This window comes from Streptomyces regalis (genome assembly GCF_001509475.1).
Classification (GTDB): domain Bacteria; phylum Actinomycetota; class Actinomycetes; order Streptomycetales; family Streptomycetaceae; genus Streptomyces; species Streptomyces regalis.
Genome location: NZ_LLZG01000025.1, coordinates 161,093 through 178,882 on the forward strand (window position 1 = coordinate 161,093; position 17,790 = coordinate 178,882).

The window sequence follows — 17,790 nt, forward strand, 5'->3', positions numbered from 1 at the left end:
CAGGGGTATGGTGAGCTGCATTGAGAGCCTCGCATGGAGAGCCCGCATGAGAGCTCGTATCGAGAGCCCCGTATCGAAGACCTGACCCGCAGGAGACCACCATGCATGCCGGACTGAAGATCACCGCGTTCGCCGCCGCACTGGCCGCGACCTTCGGCACCGCGTACGGCGTGGGCACGGGCTTCGACCCCGTGGTCGAGGACCCCGCGCCCGCCCGCCACGACAGCCACAGCGAGCCGGCACCGAAAACGGAGGGAGGCGGCGGCCACGGCGGGCACGAGACGAAGCCGGCCGGCGGCCTGCAGATCTCCGAGGACGGCTACACCCTCGACCTGAGGACCCCGAGCGTCACCGCCGGGACCCGCTCCGACCTGAGCTTCGTCATCCGCGACAGCGGCGGCCGAGCCGTCACCGCATACCAGCGCGAGCACGAGAAGGAACTGCACCTCATCGTGGCCTCACACGACCTGGTCACCTACCGCCACCTGCACCCCACCCGCGCCGCCGACGGCACCTGGAGCATCCCCGTCGAGCTGCCCCGCGCGGGCGGTTACCGCGTCTTCGCCGACTTCACCCCGGCCGAGAAGGGCGCCGAGAACCTCACGCTCGGGGCGGATCTCGCGGCCGCAGGCTCCTACGAGCCGCAGAAGCTGCCCGCACCGAATTCCACCGCGAAGATCCACGGCTACGAGGTCCGTCTGGACGGCGGCCTGCTCCCGGGCAAGGAGAGCGAGCTGAAGCTGAAGGTCTCGCGAGACGGCCGCCCCGTCACGAACCTCCAGCCCTACCTCGGCGCCTACGGCCACCTGGTCGCCCTGCGCTCCGGCGACCTCGCGTACCTCCATGTCCACCCCAACGGCGAACCCGGCGACGGCACGACGAAGCCCGGCCCGGAGATCTCGTTCATGGCCACGGCACCGAGCAGCGGCATGTACCGCCTGTTCCTCGACTTCAAGCACCAAGGCGAGGTGCACACGGCGGCGTTCACCGTCCGGGCCGGAGCGGCGACCGCTACCACGGACGCGCCCTCGGACGCGCACTCGGGCGAGGACGAGCCCGGCCACGGACACTGACGTCAGATCCGCCCCACCCGCCGCTGCCTGCGCAGCAGCAGCCCCAGGTACACCCCGCCGACGACCGCGGTCACCACGCCGACCGGCAACTGGGCCGAATCATGGATGCGTTGGGACGCGAAGTCGGCGGTGACCACGAGGAATGCTCCGGTGCAGGTGGCCGCGAGGAGGTTGGGCCCGGGCGCCCGGGTGAGGCGGCGGGCCAGCTGGGGGGCGATGAGAGCCACGAACGGGATCGGGCCGGCCGCGGCGGTGGCCACCGCGCAGGCCGCCGTGGCCAGCACCAGGATCACCAGCCGGGTGCGCTGGACCGGCACCCCGAGCCCGCCCGCCACGTCGTCGCCCATCTCCAGGATCTTCAGCCGGCTCGCGGCGAGCGCCACCAGCGGCAGCACCACGAGCAGGCCCAGGGCGGCCGGGCGGACGTCCTGCCAACCCCGGCCGTTGAGGCTGCCGTTGAGCCACACCATCGCCTGCGCGGCCTGGGTGAACCGGGCCTTGGCCAGGAGATAGGCGTTGACCCCCTGGAGCAGGGCGCTCACCCCGATCCCGACCAGCACCAGCCGGTAGCCGTGAATACCCTGCCGCCACGCCAGCACGTACACGAGCACCGCGGTCGCGAGGCCACCGCCCACCGCCCCGACGGCGATCTGCCCGCCGGTGCCGCCGACGAGCAGGACGATCAGCAGGCCCCCGGTGGCCGAGCCGTAGGTGAAGCCCACGATGTCCGGGCTGCCCAGCGGATTGCGGGTCAGGCTCTGGAAGAGGGCGCCGCTCAGGCCGAGCGCCGCGCCGACCAGGATGCCGGTGATCAGGCGGGGCAGTCTGAGGTCGTTGATCACGAAGTCGGTGCGCGGGCTGCCGTTGCCCAGGAGCGTGCGGACCACGTCCGCCGGGGTGATCGTGTACTCGCCGGTGCCGAGCGCGAGGACGCCGATTGCGGCGGTGGCGGCCGGCACCAGCACGCAGACCGTCATGGCGCGCACGTCCACCCGTAGGGAGAAGCGGTGCGAGCGGCTCCGTACGACATGTGAACGGGTACGCGGACCGGTGCCGGCCGGCGCCTGGGTCGTCATGACGTCACCGCCCTGCGGTAGCGGACCAGGGCGATGAACACCGGTGCGCCGACCACCGCGGTGACCACGCCCGCGTCGAGTTCGTCGGGGCGTACGGCGACCCGGCCGAGGACGTCCGCGAAGAGCAGCAGGGCGGGCGCCAGCAGCATGGACAGCGGCAGTGTCCAGCGCTGGTCGGCGCCGGCGATCATGCGGGCGATGTGCGGGACGGCGAGGCCGACGAAGACCAGCGGCCCGACGGCCGAGGTCGCCGCGCCGCACAGCAGCGTCATGGCCGCGAGGCCGAGGAAGCGGGTCCGGTCCACATGCGCGCCCAGCGCCCGGGCGCCGTCGTCGCCCAGCGCGAGCGCGTTCAGCGGCCGGACCAGTGCCAGTGCGAGCACCAGGCCCACCACGACGAACGGTGTGATCGTCGTCAGGGTCTCGCTGTCGGCCCGGGCGAGCGAACCCACGCTCCAGAACCGCAGTTGGTCCAGGGCCTGGGCGTCGAGCAGCATCAGCGTCTGGCTGATGCCGGTGAACACGGCGGCGACCACCGCACCGCCGAGGGCGAGCCGCTCCGGAGTGGCGCCGCCGCGACCGCCCGAGGCCAGCGAGTACACCAGTAGGCCCGCCACCACCGCGCCCACCATGGCGAACCACACCGACGCCCACAGGCTTGTGATGCCCAGCGCGGTGAGGGACAGCACCACTCCGGTGGCGGCGCCCGCGTTGATGCCGAGCAGTCCCGGATCGGCCAGCGGGTTGCGGGTGAGCGCCTGGATGAGCGCGCCCGCGACGCCGAGCGCGGCGCCGGCCGCGATGCCGGCCAGGGTGCGCGGCACGCGGACGTCCCAGATCACCGAGGCCGCGGTCGACCCGTCGTCGTGCAGCAGCGCGTCGACCACGACGGACGGCGCCAGGGCGCGCGAGCCGACCGCGAGGCTGAGCATGACGGCGGTCAGCAGCAGGAGCAGGGCGCCGAGCACGGCCAGAGTGCGGGTCGAGTTCCGGCGCCTGGGGGACTGCTTGTTCGTCTTGTTCGTCTGTACAAGAGGGGCCGTACCGGCCTCAGTTGCCACCAATGCCCTCCGCGCGGAGGCGATCGGCGATCAGTCGGCCGAGCGCCTTCTTGTCGATCTTGCCTACCGAGGTCCGTGGAAAAGCCTCGACGACCTCCACCCGGTCGGGGAGCTTATACGCGGCGACCCCTCGCTCGGTGAGGAAAGCGGCCAACTCCTGCTGGGCCGGGGCCTGTTCGCGCGGGACGAGGTAGGCGCAGGTACGCTCGCCCATCGTCTCGTCGGGCATGCCGACCACGGCCGCGTCGTGCACGCCGGGGTGGGCGAGGATGTGGTTCTCCAGCTCCTCGGCGGAGATCTTGTCGCCGCCCCGGTTGATCTGGTCCTTGGCCCGGCCTTCGACGACCAGATGCCCGGAGGGCAGGACCCGGACGAGGTCGCCGGTGCGGTAGTAGCCGTCGGTGGTGAAGGCGCGGGAGTTGTGCTCGGGGGCGCGGTAGTAGCCGCGCAGGGTGTAGGGGCCGCGGGTGAGCAACTCGCCGCGCTCGCCGGGTGGTACGTCGTCATCGTCCTCGTCGACCACGCGGAGTTCGTCGGCGGGGGACAGCGGGCGGCCCTGGGTGCCGATGACCAGCTCGGGCGGATCGTCGAGCCAGGTGTAGTTGAGCAGGCCCTCGGCCATGCCGAAGACCTGCTGGAGCGTGCAGCCGAGGGCCGGTTCTACCCGGGCGGCGGGCTCGGCGCCCAGCTTGGATCCGCCGACCTGGAGCAGGCTCAGCGAGGACAGGTCGGCCTCCTCCCACTCCACCGCGTCCAGCCACAGCAGCGCGATCGGCGGGACCACGGCGGTGGCGGTGACCCTCTCGCGCTCGATCAGCGCGAAGGCGTCCTCGGGGCTGGGCGTGGGGGAGAGCACGACGGTGCCGCCCGCCATCAGCGTGCCGAGCAGACCGGGGCAGGCGAGGGCGAAGTTGTGCGCGGTCGGCAGCACCACCAGATAGACGGTGTCGCCGTCGAAGCCGCACACCTCGGCACTCGCGCGGACGTTGTACACGTAGTCGTCGTGGGTGCGCGGGATGAGCTTGGGCTTGCCGGTCGTGCCGCCGGACAGCAGCAGTACGGCCACGTCACCGGGGTCGGCTTCGGGCAGCGGGACCGGGGCGGCGTCGAGGTCGGCGAGCGCGGTGAACTCCGCGGCGTCGCCCGCCACCAGCACATGCTCTACGCCGGGTACCGCCTTGCGCAGGGCCCGGGCGAGTACGCGGTGGTCGAAGCCGTCGTGCAGATCCGGGATCGCGTACGCCATGGCGCCGGACACCTCGGCGACATGCACGATCTCGCTCTCGCGATGCGCGGGCAGGGTGAGCACGGGTATCGCACCCGCCCTCAGCAGCGCGAAGAAGAGCACCACGAAGGCGTCGGTGTTGGGCAGTTGGACGACCACGCGGTCGCCGTCGCCGATGCCGAGCCGCCGCAGCCCCGCGGCCATGCGGTCGGCGCGCAGGTCGAGTTCGGCGTACGTCCACCGGTTGCCGCCGGCGTCCACGAGCGCGGTCCGCCGGGGCGCGCGCTCGGCGCTCTCCCGCAGCAGCCGGTCCAGCGGCCGGCCTTCCCAGTAGCCCTCTGCGCGGTACTTCTCGGCCAACGGCTCCGGCCAGGGCACCCACCCGTCGAGCATGCTCAACTCCCGCCTGCTGTTTAGGAAAGGCTTGCCTAATCATGCATCGGGGTCAAGCCTGGAGGGGTGATCTGGACGGCGCCGCGCCGTGGGGGCTAGGGTCTGTCGTGAATTAGGTTAGGTTAACCTAAGTCCAGGGAGGTAGGTCCTTGCTGCGTTATCGGAGCGCGGAGACGGAACTGCCGGGAGACCCCGTCCAGTTGGCGGCGCAACTGGCGGAGTCGGGCTTGTTCGACCAGTACGTGATCTACGAACAGAACGGCGACCTCTGGTTCGCCGGAGGAGTGCTCGGCGAGATCCAGGTCGACCGCTCCGAAATCCGCCGCCGATGGCTCACCGAAGAGAGCGCAGCCCCCCTCGGGCCGCATCCACTGCGCCAAGTCCACGAGGAACTGGACCGGATGGCCGTAGAGGGCTGGAACGCCTACGGCTGGATGGCGTTCGAGTTCTCTCATCTGCACGCCGACCGCCCCGACCGGGCGGGCGAGGACAACCTGCTCCATCTGCTGGTCCCGCACAGCGAAGTGAGACTCGGTCAGCAAGGCGCCCTGATCCGCAGCGCGGACCAGGAGACGCTGGAGGCGCTGACCGGGTTACTCGAACGCGCCGACGCGCACCGCACCGCCGTACCCCGCCCCATCGACGTGTCGGACACCGGCGGCCGTTACCCCGACATGGTGGCCCAGGCCATCGAGGAGATACGGACGTCCGACCTGCAGAAGGTCATCCTCTCGCGCTCCGTCGACGTGCCCTTCCCGGTCGACTTCGTCGCCACCTACGTCCACGGCCGCTCGCACAACACCCCCGCCCGCTCCTTCCTGTTGAACTTCGGCGGGCGGCGGGTCGCCGGCTTCAGCCCCGAGACCGTCGCCGAGGTCGGCGCGGACGGCGAGGTCGTCACCCAGCCGCTCGCCGGCACCCGTGCACACGGCTTCGGCGAGCAGGAGGACGAGCGCCTGCGCGCCGAACTCCTCGCCGATCCCAAGGAGATCTCCGAACACGTGCTGTCGGTCAAGCTCGCGGAGGAGGAGATGGCCACCGTCTGCCGGCCGGGCACGGTCTCGGTACGCGACCTGCTCAGCGTCCGCCGACGCGGCAGCGTGCAGCACCTCGGCTCCAGCGTGCACGGCCTGCTGGCCGAGTCCGCCACCGCCTGGGACGCCCTGCGGGCGGTGTTCCCCGCCGTGACCGCCTCCGGGATCCCCAAGGCCCCGGCGTACGACTGCATCGCCCGGCTGGAGAAGGAACCGCGCGGCATCTACAGCGGGGCGGTGCTGCGGGCCGGCAGCGACGGAGCCCTCGATGCGGCCCTGGTGCTGCGCAGCATCTTCGAGGAGGACGGCCGCACCTGGCTGCGGGCCGGCGCCGGCATCCTCGCCGGCTCGACCCCGGCCCGGGAGCTGGAGGAGACCTGCGAGAAGCTCCGCAGCGTCGCGCCGTACGTCGTCCCCGCACAGGGTCAGGGGCGCGCGTGAAGCTGGGAGAAGTGGTCGTCGACGTAGCGCCGTTGCGCGCCGGCAAGGACTTCAGGCTGGTGTTCGCCACCCAGGCGATCTCCATGGTCGGCACGCACCTCACCTCGGTGGCGGCCAGCCTGCAGATCTACACGCTGACCGGATCGTCGGTCCAAGTGGGCCTGATGAGCCTGGTGCTGGGCCTGTCGCTGCTGGTCGGTCTGGTCACGGGCGGCCTGCTCGCCGACCGGGCCGACCGGCGCAAGGTCATGCTCGTCACCCGGGCCGTGACCGCGGTGGTGATCGCGGGCCTCGCGGTGAACGCGGCGCTGCCCGACCCGCAGGTGTGGTTCGTCTTCGTGGCGGCCGTACTGGCGGGCTTCACCGCCGGGTTGGGCGGTCCGGCCCTCATGGCCGCCACGCCCGCCCTGGTGGCGCCCGGGCAGCTGGCCGCGGCGGGCGCGCTGACCACCCTGACCGCCCAACTGGGCGGCATGGTCGGCCCGTCCCTCGCGGGCGTGATCGCGGCGGGGCCCGGCGTCGCCTGGTGCTTCGCGATCGACGCGGCCATATACGTCGTAGGACTCGCGCTGCTCGCCCCGCTGCCGAAGCTCGCCCCCGAGGGGCCGGCCGAGGCGCAGCATCCGCTGAAGGCGATGGGGGAGGGGCTGCGCTTCCTGCGCGGCAACCAGGTCGTGGCCGGACTGCTGCTGATCGACGTGTGCGCGGTGGTTTTCGCGATGCCGTACGCACTCTTTCCCGAACTCGGCACCGAGCACTTCGGCGGCGGCCCGTCCACTGTCGGCCTGCTCTACACCGCCCCCGCGGTCGGCTCCTTCTTCGGCGCGCTGACCAGCGGCTGGACCGGCCGGGTGCACCACACCGGCCGGGCGCTGATCGGCGCGGTCGCGGTGTGGGGCGTGGCGATCACCTGCTTCGGGCTCAGTCCCAATCTGGGGCTCGCGCTGGTCTTCCTGGCCTTGGCCGGCCTCGGCGACACCGCCTCGGAGATCCTGCGCCGGGCCCTGCTCCAGCACTACACGCCGGACCGGCTCCAGGGCCGGGTCGGCAGCCTGTGGCTCGCCCAGGCCACCGCAGGACCCTCCGTCGGCAACGTCGAGGCCGGTCTGGTGGCCAAGGCGCTCGGCTCGTCGAGCGGGGCCGTGGTGCTCGGGGGAGTGGTCTGTCTGGCGGGCCTGGGGGCCCTGGCCCTCGCGATGCCGGGACTGCGCAAGGCCACGCTCAGCCGGCCACCGGACGCCGACGGGGACGAGCGGGCGGCGCCCGCCGAGGCCTCTCCGGCAGCCGACTGACGGGCCCACTGGCACAGCCTCGTACGACAGGGCGGAGAACCATGCCGAGCGCGCGGATCAACGGAATCCGGCTCCACTACGAGGACACCGGCGACGGCGAGCCGGTGGTCCTGGTGATGGGCCAGGGCGCCGGAGGACGGGCTTGGCACCTCCACCAGGTACCGGCCCTGGTGGACGCCGGCTACCGGGTCGTCACCTTCCACAACCGGGGCATCCCGCCGACGGACGAGTGCCCGGAAGGCTTCACCGTCGACGACCTCGTGGCCGACACGGCGGGCCTGGCCGAGCACCTCGGCCTCGCGCCGTGCCGGTTCGTCGGCGTCTCCATGGGGGCGTATGTCGTCCAGGAGCTGATGCTGGCCAGGCCCCAACTGGTCCGTCAGGGCGTGCTGATGGCCACCCGGGGCCGCACGGACGCCCTGCGCGCCGCGATGGCCGAGGCCGAACGTGCCCTGTACGACAGCGGATTGGAGCTGCCGCCCGCCTACGCCGCCTGGATCAGGGCCCTGCAGAACCTGTCGCCGGCCACTCTGGACGACGACCGGCAGATCCAGGACTGGCTGGTGCTGTTCGAGTTCTCCCCGCTGCCCCAAGGGCCGGGCGTGCGGGCCCAGTTGGACCTCCAGGTCCCGGAGGGCCGACTGGACGCCTACCGGGCCGTCGACGCACCCTGCCTGGTCGTCGGCTTCGCGGACGACGTCATCCTGCCGCCGCACCTGGGGCGCGAGGTCGCCGACGCCATCCTCGGTGCCGTCTACCAGGAGATCAAAGGGTGCGGCCACTACGGCTATCTGGAGCGGCCGGACGAGGTGAACCGGGTGCTTGTCGAGTTCTTCCGCGACCGGACCTCCCTGCCCGGTTCTTCCCTGCCGGGTTCTTCCCCACCCGACGATGTTGATTTAGGTTAGCCTCACCTAAGTAGTCTCCTCAGGGGGTCATGGTGCACCGCACCTTGCTGCACGGCAAGATCCACCGAGCCACCGTCACCCAGGCAGATCTGCACTACGTGGGATCCCTGACGATCGACCAGGACCTCATGGAAGCCGCCGACATCGTCGAGGGCGAAGCGGTCCAGGTCGTCGACATCGACAACGGCACCCGACTCACCACCTACGCCATCACCGGCGAACGCGGTAGCGGCGTCATCGGCGTCAACGGCGCCGCCGCCCATCTCGTCCACCCCGGCCACCTGGTGATCATCATGTCCTTCGCCGCGCTCGACGAGTCCGAACGCGCCACCCACCGGCCGAGGGTCGTTCACGTCGACAAGGCCAACCGGATCGTCGCGCTCGGCGCCGACCCCGCCGAACCGGTACCCGGCGCGGCCGACCAGTTCACCGGAGCCTTCACCCACCCCGCGCCACGCCAGGCCGGCGAGCAGGAGAGGAACTGAGCCATGGCCAACCCCTTCGACGACGCCGACGGTGTCTTTCGCGTCCTGGTCAACGACGAAGGCCAGTACTCCTTGTGGCCGGACTTCGCGGCCGTACCCGAGGGCTGGACCTCCGTGCACGGCCCCGACGACCGGGCCGCCTGCCTGGAGTACGTCGAGCGGCACTGGACGGACATGCGCCCGCGCAGCCTGGCCGACGCCATGCGTGGGGCCGAGGGCTGATGGCCGGCCGCCCGGCAGTGGAGGACGTCCTCCCCCTGTCACCCATGCAGGAGGGGATGGTCTTCCACGCGCTGTACGACGAGGGCGCACGGGACGTCTACACCGGGCAGCTGGTCATCCGGCTCGAAGGGCCCGTGGACGGACCGCGGATGAGCCTGGCCGTCACGGCGCTGCTCACCCGGCACGCCAATCTGCGGGCCGCCTTCCGTACCTCGCGGTCGGGGCGTCCGGTCCAGGTGGTGCGCAGCGCGGTCACCGTCCCCTGGCAGATCACCGACCTGAGCCCACTGCCTCCCCAGGAGCGTGAGCAGGCCTTCGACCGGCTGCTCGAGGAGGACCGCGACGAGCGGTTCGACCTGTCCCGTCCGCCGCTGCTGAGGTTCCGGCTCGTGACGTTCGGGGAGGGGCAGCACCGGCTGCTGATCTCCTCGCACCACCTGCTCTGGGACGGCTGGTCCGCCCCCGTGCTGGTGCGTGAGCTCTTCCAGCTGTACACCTCGGGCGGAGACCCCGCGGCCCTGCCCCGCGTGCGGCCCTACCGCGACTACCTGGCGTGGCTGTCCCGCCAGGACCGCGAGGCCGCGCGAAAGGCATGGAAGGCCGCCCTGCACGGACTCGACGAACCGTCACTCATCGCGCCCGACGCGCGGGACCGGCCCGTCGAGCAGCCCGAACGGCTGGTCCTGGAGCTCTCCCAGGAGGAGACCTCGGCCCTGGCGGGCGCCGCCCGCACCCACGGGGTGACCGTCAGCACCGTACTCCAGGGCCTGTGGGCCGTCCTGCTCGGCAGGCTGACCGGCCGCACGGACGTCGTCCTGGGGGCCACTGTCTCCGGCCGCGACGCCGACGTCCCCGGCATCGAGACGATGGTCGGCCTCTTCATCAACACCCTGCCCGTACGGGTGCGGTTGAGGCCCGAGGAGCCGCTCGCCGGCCTGCTGACCCGGCTCCAGACCGAGCAGGCCGCGCTCCTCGACCACCGGCATCTCGGCCTCGCGGAGATCCAGCGCGCCGCCGGGCACACCGCCCTCTTCGACACCTTGCTGGTCTTCGAGAGCTATCCCATCGACGACGACGGCATCGCTCGCGCCTTCGGCCCCGACGGTCCCCGCATGACGGGAGTCTCGGTCCAGGACGCCACTCACTATCCGTTGGCGCTGACCGCCCTGCCGGGCGACCAGCTGACGCTGACGTTCAGCCATCAACCGACCGTGCTGGATCGCGGGACGGTCGAACGTACCGCCTCCCGACTCCGGCATCTGCTGGCGGAGTTCACGCAGGACCCCACCCGTCCCGTAGCCCGCCTCTCCACGGACGAGCCCCCCGCACAGAACGACACCGCCCGCCCCCTGCCGCACCCCGCGGTCCGCGCCCTGTACGAGGACCAGGCGGCCCGCACCCCCGACGCCCCCGCCGTCCTCCACGGCGACACCACCCTGACCTTCGCCGAACTCGACGCCCGTGCCGACCGATTGGCCGCGGCCCTGTCCGCCCGGGGCGCAGGACCGGAGTCCGTGGTCGCCGTCGCCCTGCCCCGCAGCCCCGACCTGGTCACCGCGCTCCTCGCGGTACTGAAGGCCGGAGCCGCCGTCCTGCCGATCGACCCGGGCTACCCGCCCGACCGGATCGCCCTGATGCTCGACGACGCCGGGCCCCGACTGGTGATCTGCGATCCGCCGACGTCACAACTGCTCGGCATCCAAAGGGAGTTGGTCTGTCCGCCGGACGCGAAGGCAGCCGTACGGGAGCGACCGCCCCTGTCTCCCGAACACCCCGCGTACGTCATCTTCACCTCGGGCTCCACCGGCCGCCCCAAGGGCGTGATCGGAACCCAGCGGGCCCTGGCCAACCGCCTCGACTGGGGCCGGGAGCTGGGAGGACGTCGTGCTGGGGACGGCTCACCCGGCGTCCGCGTCTCCAAGAGCCCGTTGAGCTTCATCGACGGCCTCACCGAACTGCTCGGCGCCCTCGTAGCGGGCGACGCGGTGGCGCTCGCCGACGACGAGGCGACCGGCGACCCGAGGGCCCTCGCCGCCCTGGCCGACCGCCACCGGGCCACCCTTCTCACGGCGGTCCCCAGCCTCTACACCACCCTCACCGAATCCGCCCCGCCGGATGCCTTCTCCTCCGTCCGCACCTGGGTCTCCAGCGGCGAAACCCTCCCCGGCGCACTGGCCGACGCGATCACCCGGCGCTGGCCACAGGCACGTCTGGTCAACCTCTACGGCTGCTCCGAGGCGGCCGGCGACAGCCTGATCCACGTCCACGACGGCGGCGAGGGCGCGGTGCCCCTGGGCCGGCCGATCGCCAACACCCGCGTCCACGTCCTCGACCCGTTCCTGCGACCGGCACCGGTCGGCGCGGTCGGCGAGCTGTACCTGGCCGGAGACGGACTCGCGCGGGGCTACCTCAACCAACCCGGCCGCACCGCCGAACGTTTCGTCGCCGACCCCTTCGGCCCACCCGGCAGCCGTCTGTACCGCACCGGCGACCTCGCGAGGCTGCGGCCCGACGGCACGGTGGAGTTCCTCGGCCGCGCCGACGACCAGGTGAAGATCCGGGGCTTCCGGGTCGAGCCCGGCGAGATCGAGGCGGCGACACGAGCGTTGCCGGGTGTCGGCCGGGCTGCGGTCGTGGCCAGGGAGGACGGCTCGGCACCGCGACGCCTGGTCGCCTACGTCGTGGCAGACCGAGGGGCGACCGGGGCGACCGGGGTGACCGGGGCGACCCTCGACCCCCTCACCCTGCGCCGAGCCCTCGCCGAGCGACTGCCCGGTCACCTCGTCCCGTCCGCCGTGGTGGTCCTGGAGCAACTGCCGCTCACCCCCAGCGGCAAGCTCGACCGACGCGCCCTGCCCGCCCCCGACTTCACGGAGACGTCCACCTACGAACCACCCCGCACCGAACCGGAGAAGGTGCTGTGCGGGCTGTTCACCGAAGTGCTCGGGCTGGAACGGGCCGGCGTCCACGACGACTTCTTCGAACGCGGTGGCGACAGCATCATCTCGGTCCGGCTGGCCGACCGGGCCCGCAGAGCCGGGCTCGCCCTGTCCCCTCGGGACGTGTTCACCCACCGCACCCCGGCCGGGCTCGCCCGGGCCCTGCTCGACGAAACCGGCCCCGCGCCCGAGGAGTTCACTCCGAACGGCGCCCCGCTCGTGTCACTCAGCCAGTCGCAGCTCGACAACGTCAAGGCGAGGTGGAGGACTCGATGAGCAAGACACCCGGGGACGACGGTTCCCTGGTCGAGGACATTCTGCCGCTGTCCCCGCTCCAGCAGGGCCTGCTGTTCCACGCCCTGTTCGACGAGGGCGCCCAGGACGTCTACACCATGCAGTCCCTGGTGGAGATCGAGGGCCCCCTGCGCCCCGCCCTCCTGCGCACCGCCGCTGAGGAACTCTTCGCCCGCCACGCCAACCTGCGCAGCGCCTTCCTGCACGAGGACCTGGACGAACCGGTGCAGGTGGTGCTCAAGCAGGTCCCCGTGAACTGGGCCGAGGCGGACGCCACGGGGGAGGACGACGTGGCCCGGCTGGTCACCGAGGACGCCACCGCCCGCTTCGACCTCACGGACCCGCCCCTGCTGCGCCTGACGCTGGTTCGCCGCTCCACCGACCGCTGGCTACTGATCCTCACCAACCACCACCTCCTGCTGGACGGCTGGTCCATCCCCCTCTTGGTCCGGGAACTCCTCCAGCTCTACGCCGCCCAGCTCGCCCCCGGCACCACCGCCCCCCTGCCCGCTGTACGCCCGTACCGCGACTTCCTGGCCTGGCTCGCCTCCCGGGACCGGGAAGCCTCCGCCGACGCCTGGCGCAACGCACTGGCCGGGGTTGCGCCGACGGTGCTGTCGCCCTCGACCGCCGGGCTGGTCCCGGTGCCGCCCGAGCTGCACACGCTGCGACTGACCGAGGAACTGACCGGCCGGGTGCAGGAGTTCGCGAGGCGCCGGGGCGTCACCGTCAACACGGTCGTGCAGGGACTGTGGGCCTTGCTCCTGGCACGGCTGACCGGCCGGGACGACGTGGTCTTCGGGGCGACCGTGGCGGGACGGCCCGCCGAACTCGCCGGTGTGGAATCCATGATCGGCCTGTTCATCAACACGGTGCCGGTCCGGGTGACCGTACCGCCGGGGGAGCGGGCCGGTGCCTTCCTGCGCCGCCTTCAGGACGAGCAGTCGAGGCTGATGGACCATCTGCACCTGGGCCTCACCGAGATCCAGCGCCTCGCCGGGGCGGGCGATCTCTTCGACACCCTGCTGGTCTTCGAGAACTACCCGATCGACGACGCCGCGGTGGCCGAGGCCGAGGCGTCCGCCGGCCTGCGGATCCTCGAGGTCAAGGGCTCGGGCGCCACGCACTATCCGCTGACCCTGGCCGTACTCGCCGAGCAACGCCTGGGTGTCGTCTTCGAGTTCCGCCCCGACTGCTACGACCGCGCGGCCGTGGAGAGGCTGGCCGTACGCTTCGAGCGACTGGTGACGGCCGTACTGACCGACCCGGACGCCCCCCTGGCCGCACTGGACGCCCTCGCGCCCGACGAGCGGACCGCGCTGCTGACGGGCGGGGTCGGGGAGCGGCTGCCGGTGCCGTACCGGACGATGCCGGAGGTGTTCGAGGCGCAGGCGGCTCGTACGCCGGATGCGGTGGCGGTGGTGGGGGACGGACAGAGTCTGACGTTCGCGCAACTGAACAGCGCAGCGAACCAACTGGCGTGGTGGCTGGTCGAGTTGGGAGCGGGCCCGGAGCGGCTCGTAGCGTTCGCGCTGCCTCCGACCCCGGACACGATGACAGCACTCCTGGCGATCCAGAAGACGGGCGCGGCCTATCTACCACTGGACCCAGCGTGGCCAGAAGAACGCATCGCGGGCATGCTGGAGGACGCACGCCCGGTGGCGCTTGTTACCACGACGGCTGCAACGCCCTTCAAGGGGCGCGGGGCTGTGACATGTGCGGCTCCGCCGCGTGGGCACGACCAGCCACAATCAACCCGCAGCCACCATCCGGCACTGCCACCCGACCGCTTCGTGTTCCTGGACGCCCTCGATACCCGTCAACGCCTCGCGCACACACGCGCCTCCAACCTCACAGACGCAGACCGCCACCAACCCCTCCTCCCCGAACACCCCGCCTACGTCATCTACACCTCCGGCTCCACCGGCCGCCCCAAAGCCGTGGTCATCCCCCACCGAGCCATCGTCAACCTCTTCGCCGCCCACCACACAGCCCTGCACAAACCCGCGGCCGCGGCCGTCGGCGGACGCCCGCTGAGGATCGGACACGCCTGGCCCATCGCCTTCGACGCCTCCTGGCAGCCCATGCTGTGGATGTTCGCCGGACACGAACTGCACTTGGTGCCCGAGGAGGTCCGCCGGGACCCCGCCGCCCTGCGCGACTTCCTCGCCCGGAACGGCGTCGAGTTCATCGAGCTCTCCCCGTCCCTGCTCGGCGAGCTCGTCGCCCAGGGCGGCGACTGGCAGGCCCAGCTCAAGGTGATCGGCGTCGGCGGCGAGGCCGTACCGCCTGACCTGTGGCGCACCCTGCGCGAGACGGACGGGCTGGCCGCGCACAACCTGTACGGGCCCACCGAATGTACCGTCGACTCGGCGGACTGCGACCTCGCCCTCAGCGAGTGGCCCGCGATCGGCCGCCCCGTGGCGGGCGGCACCCTCTACATCCTGGACGGACACCTCAACCCCGTCCCCGTCGGCGTCGAGGGCGAGTTGTACGTGGCGGGCGCGGGCCTGGCCCGGGGCTACCTCGGTCAACCGGCCGCCACCGCGGGCCGCTTCGTCGCCGACCCCTTCTCCGACAGCTCCGGCGCGCGCATGTACCGTACCGGCGACATCGCCCGCTGGACCGAGGGCGGCCTGGTGGAATGCCTGGGCCGGGTCGACGACCAGGTCAAGGTCAGGGGCTACCGGATCGAACCCGGCGAGATCGAGGCGGTGCTGCTGGAGCACGAGCTGGTCGAGCGGGCGGCGGTCGTCGTCCGCGAGGACACGCCCTCCGTACGGCGCCTGGTCGCCTACGTCATCCTGGCCGCGCCACTCTCCTTGTCACCGTCCGTGCCGCCGGCCGAGGAGACGGCCGAGCTGCTGCGCCGGGCCGTGGCGGCCGTCCTGCCCGACTACATGGTGCCGTCGGCCTTCGTCCCGGTGTCCAGCTTCCCGCTCACCCTCAACGGCAAGCTGGACACCGCCGCCCTCCCGGCGCCCTCCCGGTCCGCGGGCCCGGCCGCGCAGCCGCCCCGGAATCCGGTCGAGGAGCGGCTCGCCACGCTGTTCGCCGAGGTGCTCGGGCTGGACACGGTCGGCGTGCACGACAGCTTCTTCGCGCTCGGCGGCGACAGCATCGTGTCCATGCGGCTGGTCAGCCAGGCGCGGGCGGCGGGGCTCGCGATCTCGCCGCGTGACGTGTTCGAGCGGCCGACGATCGCGGAACTCGCCGAACGGGCCGCCACCGCCGGGCGTGCGGGCACCGCCGACCGCAACCAACAGCGGCTCCGCCGCGGGCGGGCGGCCGACTCCGACGCGGGAACCGGCGACATACCGCTCACCCCCATGCTGACCTGGCTCACCGAGCAGGGCGGACCCTTCCGCGGACTCAGCCAGGCGCGGTTCCTCCGTACGCCGGCCGACATGGACCTCGACGGGCTGCACCGCACCGTCCAGGCCGTCCTGGACCGGCACGACCTGCTGCGCTCCACCTTGACGCGGGCCGAGGACGGCGCGTGGCGCTTCCACGCCGCGCCGGTGGGCACGGTCCGCGCCGCCGACTGCGTACGGCGCATCGACGCCGAGGGGCTGGACCATACGGCGATCGGCACGCTGGTGCCGGAGGCCTTCGACGAGCTCGTGGCCGAGCTCGATCCGGCGTCCGGCGCGGTGGCGCGGTTCCTGTGGTTCGACGCCGGCAGCGGTCGCGAGGGGCGGCTGCTGGTCGTGCTGCACCACCTCGTCAGCGATGCCGCGTCCTGGGGCGTCCTGGTCGCCGACCTGGCCGCCGCCCGGGAGGGCAGGGAGCTGTCGCCGGCAGGCACGTCCTTCCGTGAGTGGGCGCAGGCGCTGCAGGACCTGGCCCCGGACCGGGCGGCGGAACTCGCCTTCTGGAAGGGAGTGTTGGAGCGACCGGAACCACCCCTGGGAGCCGGACCGCTGGATCCCGCCCGGGACACCAGGGAGACGATCCGCAGGCACTGGACCACGCTGGGCCCGGACATCACCGCACCTCTGACCACCGCTTCCGTCCAGGAGGTGCTGCTGACCGCGCTGGCCCAGGCCGTACGGTCCTGGCGCAGCGCCCCCGATCCCTCCGTACTGATCGCGCTGGAGGGGCACGGCCGCGAGGAGCACCTCCTCCCCGGTGCCGACCTGTCCAGCACCCTCGGCTGGTTCACCACCGTCTTCCCGGTCCGGCTGGATCCCGGCGCCCCGCCCGGAGCGGACCAGGTACGGCGGATCCGCGACCAGCTGGCAGCCCTGCCCGACAAGGGGATCGGCTACGGCCTGCTGCGCCACCTCAACCCGGAAACAGCCGCGCAACTCTCCCAACTGCCCGAGCCACAGATCCAGTTCAACTACCTCGGCCGGATGACGATGGGCGAGCGGCGCGAGACCGCCGCGTTCACCAGCGCACCCGAGACCGGGGCCATGGGCAGTGGCGCCGACCCCGGGATGCCGGCCCCGTACGCCCTCGTCGTCGATGCGGTGATCACCGGAACCGAGCTCTCGGTGTGCTGGCAGTGGCCGGAACGGATCTTCGCCGAGACCGAGATCCAACGGCTGTCCGCGCTCTGGACCACGTCCCTCGAACTGCTCCTGAAAGGCGGAGACCAGTGACGGAGACCCCCACCGCCGACCTCGCCGCCCGCAAGCGAGAACTGCTGCGCCGCCGGCTGGAGAGCGCCGGTCTGGCCGACGCCGACGCGCGCTCCGAGCGGATCCCGCGGCGGCCGGCGGACACGCCCCGGCTGCCGCTGTCGTACGCCCAGTCCCGGATGTGGCTGCTCCAGCAGCTCGACCCGGCCAGCCCCGCCTACAACGTCTGCCTCGCCATCCGCCTGCGCGGCCCCCTCGACCCGGCCGCCCTGCGCACGGCCCTGCAGGGTCTGATCGACCGGCACGAGGTGCTGCGCACCCGCTACCCGGCCGCCGGGGACGGCAGCCCGGAGCAACTGGTGGACGCCGAGGCGGAGGTGGAGTTCGACGCGGTCGACCTGCGCGGGCTGCCGGAGCAGGAGCGGGAGAGCAGGGCGACGGAACTGGCCCGGACCGCCTCGGCGACGCCCTTCGACCTCGCCTCCGACCACCCGCTGCGTACGCTGCTGATCCATCGCGCGGAGCAGGACCACACCCTCGTCCTGACGGTGCACCACATAGCCTGGGACGGGGGGACATTCAACGCGCTCTCCCGGGACCTGAGCGCCCTCTACCGGGCGGCGGCCACCGGTGAGCCTTCGCCTCTCGAACAACTCCCGCTCCAATACGGCGACTTCGCGCTCTGGCAGCGCACCACCTGGACCGACGAGCGACTCGCCGGCCACCTCGACCACTGGCGCACCATCCTGGTCCCCCCGCCC

Annotated in this window: 12 protein-coding genes; 9 read left to right on the forward strand and 3 right to left on the reverse strand. The window is 72.2% G+C overall.

Translation table 11 applies throughout. From position 1 onward, the window contains the following. Positions 1 to 101: 101 nt before the first annotated feature. Positions 102 to 1,073 carry a hypothetical protein gene (locus ADL12_RS06265; RefSeq protein WP_062699367.1) on the forward strand — a complete coding sequence of 324 codons (972 nt, stop codon included), beginning with the start codon at positions 102 to 104 and terminating at the stop codon, positions 1,071 to 1,073. A 2-nt stretch (positions 1,074 to 1,075) separates the two neighbouring features. Here the strand turns inward: ADL12_RS06265 and ADL12_RS06270 are convergent, their stop codons facing one another. From ADL12_RS06270 to ADL12_RS06280, 3 genes are read right to left on the reverse strand one after another with little or no spacing between them, the layout of a single operon-like run. Next, positions 1,076 to 2,149, reverse strand: a complete 1,074-nt coding sequence (locus ADL12_RS06270; protein WP_062699369.1) for a FecCD family ABC transporter permease — start codon at positions 2,147 to 2,149, stop codon at positions 1,076 to 1,078. After that, positions 2,146 to 3,210: a FecCD family ABC transporter permease gene (locus ADL12_RS06275; RefSeq protein ID WP_062699371.1), complete on the reverse strand. Its 1,065-nt coding sequence runs from the start codon at positions 3,208 to 3,210 to the stop codon at positions 2,146 to 2,148. The genes ADL12_RS06270 and ADL12_RS06275 overlap by 4 nt, the downstream gene beginning before the upstream one ends. Then, positions 3,200 to 4,828, reverse strand: coding sequence for a (2,3-dihydroxybenzoyl)adenylate synthase (locus tag ADL12_RS06280; RefSeq protein WP_062699373.1), 1,629 nt, complete (start codon positions 4,826 to 4,828; stop codon positions 3,200 to 3,202). The genes ADL12_RS06275 and ADL12_RS06280 overlap by 11 nt, the downstream gene beginning before the upstream one ends. Positions 4,829 to 4,977: 149 nt before the next feature. On the opposite strand from ADL12_RS06280, the gene ADL12_RS06285 reads away from it, so the two are divergent. The 8 genes from ADL12_RS06285 to ADL12_RS06320 form a co-directional block, all read left to right on the forward strand. Next, a complete protein-coding gene (locus ADL12_RS06285) occupies positions 4,978 to 6,303 on the forward strand; it encodes a salicylate synthase (RefSeq protein ID WP_062699375.1) in 1,326 nt (441 codons plus the stop codon). Continuing rightward, positions 6,300 to 7,595 carry an enterobactin transporter EntS gene (entS, locus tag ADL12_RS06290; RefSeq protein ID WP_079051863.1) on the forward strand — a complete coding sequence of 432 codons (1,296 nt, stop codon included), beginning with the start codon at positions 6,300 to 6,302 and terminating at the stop codon, positions 7,593 to 7,595. Before ADL12_RS06285 ends, entS begins: the two co-directional genes overlap by 4 nt. A 41-nt stretch (positions 7,596 to 7,636) precedes the next feature. After that, the gene (locus tag ADL12_RS06295) at positions 7,637 to 8,503 is read left to right on the forward strand and encodes an alpha/beta fold hydrolase (protein WP_079051864.1); all 867 of its coding nucleotides are present in this window, start codon (positions 7,637 to 7,639) and stop codon (positions 8,501 to 8,503) included. 29 nt (positions 8,504 to 8,532) lie between these two features. Continuing rightward, positions 8,533 to 8,988: an aspartate 1-decarboxylase gene (gene panD / locus ADL12_RS06300; protein WP_425265068.1), complete on the forward strand. Its 456-nt coding sequence runs from the start codon at positions 8,533 to 8,535 to the stop codon at positions 8,986 to 8,988. Positions 8,989 to 8,991: 3 nt separating this feature from the next. Then, positions 8,992 to 9,210 (forward strand): MbtH family protein, encoded by a 219-nt coding sequence (locus ADL12_RS06305; protein WP_062699377.1) that lies wholly within the window; start codon positions 8,992 to 8,994, stop codon positions 9,208 to 9,210. After that, entirely contained in the window at positions 9,210 to 12,425 is a 3,216-nt protein-coding gene (locus tag ADL12_RS06310) for a non-ribosomal peptide synthetase (RefSeq protein WP_062699379.1), read from the forward strand. The genes ADL12_RS06305 and ADL12_RS06310 overlap by 1 nt, the downstream gene beginning before the upstream one ends. Then, complete coding sequence (locus ADL12_RS06315; RefSeq protein WP_063806619.1) at positions 12,422 to 17,050, forward strand: non-ribosomal peptide synthetase; 4,629 nt, start codon at positions 12,422 to 12,424, stop codon at positions 17,048 to 17,050. The genes ADL12_RS06310 and ADL12_RS06315 overlap by 4 nt, the downstream gene beginning before the upstream one ends. Continuing rightward, the coding region (locus ADL12_RS06320) for a condensation domain-containing protein (protein ID WP_244187791.1) at positions 17,047 to 17,790 on the forward strand (744 nt) is incomplete at its 3' end. The genes ADL12_RS06315 and ADL12_RS06320, both read left to right, overlap by 4 nt.

Excerpts from the sequence above, each read along its gene's own strand:
- ADL12_RS06295 (WP_079051864.1), top strand. The coding sequence starts at position 7,637 with ATGCCGAGCGCGCGGATCAACGGAATCCGGCTCCACTACGAGGACACC.
- ADL12_RS06310 (WP_062699379.1), top strand. The coding sequence starts at position 9,210 with ATGGCCGGCCGCCCGGCAGTGGAGGACGTCCTCCCCCTGTCACCCATG.
- panD (WP_425265068.1), top strand. The coding sequence starts at position 8,533 with ATGGTGCACCGCACCTTGCTGCACGGCAAGATCCACCGAGCCACCGTC.
- ADL12_RS06305 (WP_062699377.1), top strand. The coding sequence starts at position 8,992 with ATGGCCAACCCCTTCGACGACGCCGACGGTGTCTTTCGCGTCCTGGTC.
- ADL12_RS06280 (WP_062699373.1), bottom strand. The coding sequence starts at position 4,828 with ATGCTCGACGGGTGGGTGCCCTGGCCGGAGCCGTTGGCCGAGAAGTAC.
- ADL12_RS06315 (WP_063806619.1), top strand. The coding sequence starts at position 12,422 with ATGAGCAAGACACCCGGGGACGACGGTTCCCTGGTCGAGGACATTCTG.
- ADL12_RS06265 (WP_062699367.1), top strand. The coding sequence starts at position 102 with ATGCATGCCGGACTGAAGATCACCGCGTTCGCCGCCGCACTGGCCGCG.
- ADL12_RS06270 (WP_062699369.1), bottom strand. The coding sequence starts at position 2,149 with ATGACGACCCAGGCGCCGGCCGGCACCGGTCCGCGTACCCGTTCACAT.